The sequence below is a fragment of the Caecibacter sp. AF58-12pH5A genome (assembly GCF_027681725.1).
Lineage (GTDB): Bacteria > Bacillota > Negativicutes > Veillonellales > Megasphaeraceae > Megasphaera > Megasphaera hominis.
Window position 1 is genome coordinate 1 of record NZ_JAQDBC010000065.1, and the last position, 4,634, is coordinate 4,634.

General features: G+C 52.1%; 2 protein-coding genes. Both read left to right on the forward strand.

Going from position 1 to position 4,634, the window contains the following annotated elements; translation table 11 throughout:
• The coding region (locus tag PGX44_RS13650) for a hypothetical protein (RefSeq protein WP_498855558.1) at positions 1–264 on the forward strand (264 nt) is incomplete at its 5' end.
• 228 nt (positions 265–492) lie between these two features.
• The coding region (locus PGX44_RS13655; RefSeq protein ID WP_498855802.1) for a beta strand repeat-containing protein at positions 493–4,634 on the forward strand (4,142 nt) is incomplete at its 3' end.

Below are 4,634 nucleotides of genomic sequence, written 5' to 3' on the forward strand. Positions count from 1 at the left end.
CGCTGGACGAAGCATTACCAGGAAAACCAAACCTACTACGTAGGCCTTGGCTGGGATCACGAATTTGACGGCACAGCCCGAGCCACGTACAATAACTTCAATCTCCCCGAAAAAGATGGCAAGGGCGACGCCGGCTTCTTAGAACTGGGCTGGTCCAGCCAAAGTCACAAAGACAACCCCTGGAACGCAGATGTCAAACTCCGAGGCTGGGTAGGCATGAAGAAAGGCATTGACTACACGCTGACTATCGGCAGAGCATTCTAAGACACGATCCACTTCACATAGCTGAAATAGCAATCTCTTTTAGTCAATTTACTACGGCAAACTGCTAAGAGAGATTGCTTTTTTTGCAATATGCAAAACTAATATACCATTTTATATTTCATATTAAAATTAATTATATTATAATGTAATTATATAATACTAGTTACTTATCAATGGGGAGATAAGCAGCTTCAGTGCGGGTTTTATGAAAAATGGGGAGGAATGAAAATGAAACAACATAGTAGAAGCATCATTAGCGGGCTCATCTTATCAAGTATCCTAGGCGTTACACTGCAAGCTTCGCCCGTTCAGGCGGCAGCCATTTCTCTTACTGGTGACCAGGTACAGGCTGAAAAGGGTGATACCAGTGGCTATGGGATTAGAGAGATTAATATGGACAACCCGGCCATCGGCAATAAGGATACAAATACCGCTTCTAACAATACCTTGACCATTAGCGGCGATATCATTACTTCAGAAGCCCCGGGCTCGGACATCTTTGGCGGCCTGGTCCGGGAGGAAGAGAATGCAACCATGACGGCAGCCAGTTCCAACACCGTTACCGTGTCTGACACGCTATTGGGCGACGGTGCTGGCAGTATTTCCATCTTCGGCGGCTATTTGATGGATTGGAATGAGGCGACTGCGGAAACCGCTGTTGAGATTCCGGTTTCTACTGAGAGCTTTACCGTAGCAGGGAATACGGTAACCGTGAACCCGGCCTCAGTTGCGGACGGAACAGCCGTATCTGTTTATGGCGGCGCTGCTTATGTGTGGGGCAATGCGACAACTACATCGGGGAGTAAAATAGGAATTGTTTATGATAAGTTTGTTGCTGCAGGCAATGTAACGGGCAATGCCGTTTATATCGGTACCAGCGCCGACGAGGAAGCGGCTGGTACCTATGCCAAGTCTGGAGATAACGGCACCTACGACAGCGTCTACGGCGGCTATTCGAGTAAAGGGAAGGTCACAGGGAATACCGTGGTCATGCGCAATAGTACTTTGACCAATACCGTCTCAGGCGGCAGCACCTACTTTCAAGAAGCCAACAAAAACCACGTAACCTTAGACAATATTACCATCGGCCCGGATACCAGTGGAAAGTCTTGGGATAATGGCGTAGAAATCTATGGGGGCAATGGCATGAACCTGGCCAGTGCCAATGAAAACGTCCTGACCTTGACCCACATCAATGTCGCCAATAGCCAGCGAAAGGTATATGCCATAGGCGGACTCGCAAATGGTTGGCTGACGTCTCCTATCGGTACGGAAGTAAATGAAGAGGCCGAAGCAGCGGAAAGCGATGGCGACGCCAATGGAAATATTGTAAACATTACCGACAGCAACCTCTATGTAGCCGCCGGTGGTGTATCCTCGACGGAGCATGATATCATGATACCTACCGATCACTCCGGAGGAGATTTTGCTGCTCTATGCTTCTACCGTGATGCCATAGGCAATGAGATAACTATCCAGGAAACCACCTCCGGTGCAACGACAATCCGAGGAGCCGTGTATGGCGGTGCTGCCATGAGGAATGCCCTGGATAATGAAGCCACCCTGATCAGCGGCGCTGCCAGCAAGATCATCGGCGGTGAAGCTATCTATGCTGATGCTACAGGCAATATTGTCACCGTGGGAAAAGCGGATTACTCCACAACACCTGTGATTGGCAATACGCTCGTGGGTGGCTATACAGTAGGGCGGTCTGGCAGCATCCATGACAACCCAACGGCTAACGATAATACGGTCTCTGTCTATGGTGGCACCATAGGAGCTTCTGTAGGAGACATATGGGGAATTATGACAGAGTTTGATGATCCACCCCAAGGCCTCATCGCCGGCGGCATGGCACCACCAAGTTTTTCCGCTGATGATAGATACTTAACAAGCAGCACCAGCTCCGGGAATAGTGTGCAAATCAGCCATAGCACCATTACAGACGGGATTTCCGACATCTATGGCGGCTGGGCCATCTCCGAAGCCTCAGGCAACTCCGTTACCCTCAGCGACACAAACGTCACCTTAGGGACTTCTTTTTATGAAGTTACCTATGATGGAGAAACCTATCAGAAATCGTATTTGCATAGCGATGGCAGTACGGCTAGCCGGATTATCGGCGGCGAAGCCTCCAATGGCTCCGCCTCGGGCAACTCCGTCACCATTTCCGGCAAAGGTGCAGAGCTGAATGATATTTCCTCCATCATCGGCGGCAAGGCATCCCTGGATGAAAAGAAACCGGCAGAAAAAGCAGAAGCCCTGGGCAACACCGTTTCCATCAGTGATGTCACCATCACAGGCGCAACAGATGGCCTGACCATCATGGGTGCCGATGGCCAGACCCGGGCAGGCGTCAGTACTGAAGAAACGGGCAGCACGGAAGAAGCTGGCAACACACTGTCAATTACCGATGCCACCATCAAAAATGTCACCACCATATACGGCAGCCATTCTGAAGACGGCTCTGTTTCCGGCACCACCCTTTCTTTGAAGAACTCCACCCTTGAGAGCAAGGAACTGACACTGGCTGGTGCCTATACGGAGTCCGGTACAGCAGCCAATGCCAATACCATTACGATCGATGCTGCGGACATTACAGGAATTAATGTTATCTATGGCAGCGCTAGTGGATCGGGTACTGCCGCTGGGAATACCTTTACCATCAAGAATAACAGCCACCTGGCCTTCAACCAGGGAGCCCTTGTAGGGGCCTATGGAGACACAACTGCCAACAATAATGAGCTGACCCTGGAAAATACGACCCTCACCAATATAAACCAGCTTGTGGGGGCAGAATCTTATGCTGGCAAGATAGAGCATAATACCACGTCTATTACCGGCGGCTCCCTGTCCTTTACAGGAGAGGCCTATGGTGGTGGTCCTGCTATTGCCGGTGGATATATGGGAATGCTGGTCAATGACAACGACCTTTCCCTGACCAGCGTGACTGTAACAGGGGCAAAAGCCATTGCCGGCGGCTATGGCTACTATTATGCCAATGATAATACAGTGAAAATAACCAAGAGCACAGCAGCAGATACAGAGTACATCTATGGCGGCCGTAGCTCCACCCAGGCAGATAGCAACGAAGTGTCCATAAGCGATTCCTCCCTTACAAAGCTGCAGGAAATCACAGGCGGCATATCGGAAGGCGAGGCGCTGGAAGAGTATGATGAGGAAACGGCAACCAGCACCATTATCTCTCCCAGTGCCAGTGCAAACAAAGTCTCTGTCAGCGGCGGCACGGTAACCACAGAAAAACTCTACGGCGGCTGGCTAAAAGATGATGAATATTCCACGGAAGGCGCCACAGGTAGCACCGACAGCAATACGGTCACCCTGGGCGACGGCGTCACAGCCGGAACCGTCATCGGCGGCAATAATAAGCTAGGCGGCTCGTCATCTAAGAATACCGTCACCATCAACGGCGGCACGGTAAAAGAAACCGTTGTGGCTGGCCAGACCCCGGCAGGCGACGCCTCAGGCAACACCCTGGACATCTACGGCGGTACCATCGGCACGACCGATGCGGCTGAAGGAAATACAAACCTCATCGCCGCGGCCTACACGAAAGACGGCGCAGCCGACAGCAACACCGTCAACGTCTACGGCGGCACACTGGGCGTCATGATGAGCCTCTACGGCGGCTACACCCCGGCGACTATCACGAAGAGCACGAACAACACGCTCAACATGCACACGACCAACAACACCGTCGAAAACCTGGGCTATTTCCAGACCCTCAATTTCTACGTACCGGGCGAAACCCAGGCCAATGACACGGTCCTGGAAGTCACGCAAACGGCTGACGTCCACGGCGCCTCCATCAACGCCAGCGTCGAAAACAGCGTCGGCTTGCGTCCGGGCCAGCACATCAACCTTATTCACGATGCCAATACCATCGACACGACCAGTGGCACGACGTACAGTATGATGCCGGACCGCGACTACGTCGTTACGCCGGGCCTCGTCCGCTACGACGTCCTCATCAAAAAGCAGGACCCGGAAACGATCGTCCTCTACATCCCGGAAGACAGTAAGGGCACAGTTATCCCGGCCACCAAGCTCATGACGTCCCAACGTAACCGCGCCATCAGCACCGTCACAGATGTTACAGACACGGCTTCTACCAGTGGCTATGAAGCTGCAATCGCCGCCTGGAATACAGAAACCGGCGTCAGAGGCAATATGGGCGGTAACTACGGCGACGTCGGCTGGGAAGACCACGAGGTCTGGAAGAAATACACACCCTACGTCCTTTTAGGAGGCAATGACCTCCGCTACGACGCAGACTCGACCACCAATACGCAAGGCTTCAATAGCGAACTGGGCTTCGTCAAACGCTCGTACCACGACGACTACATCGA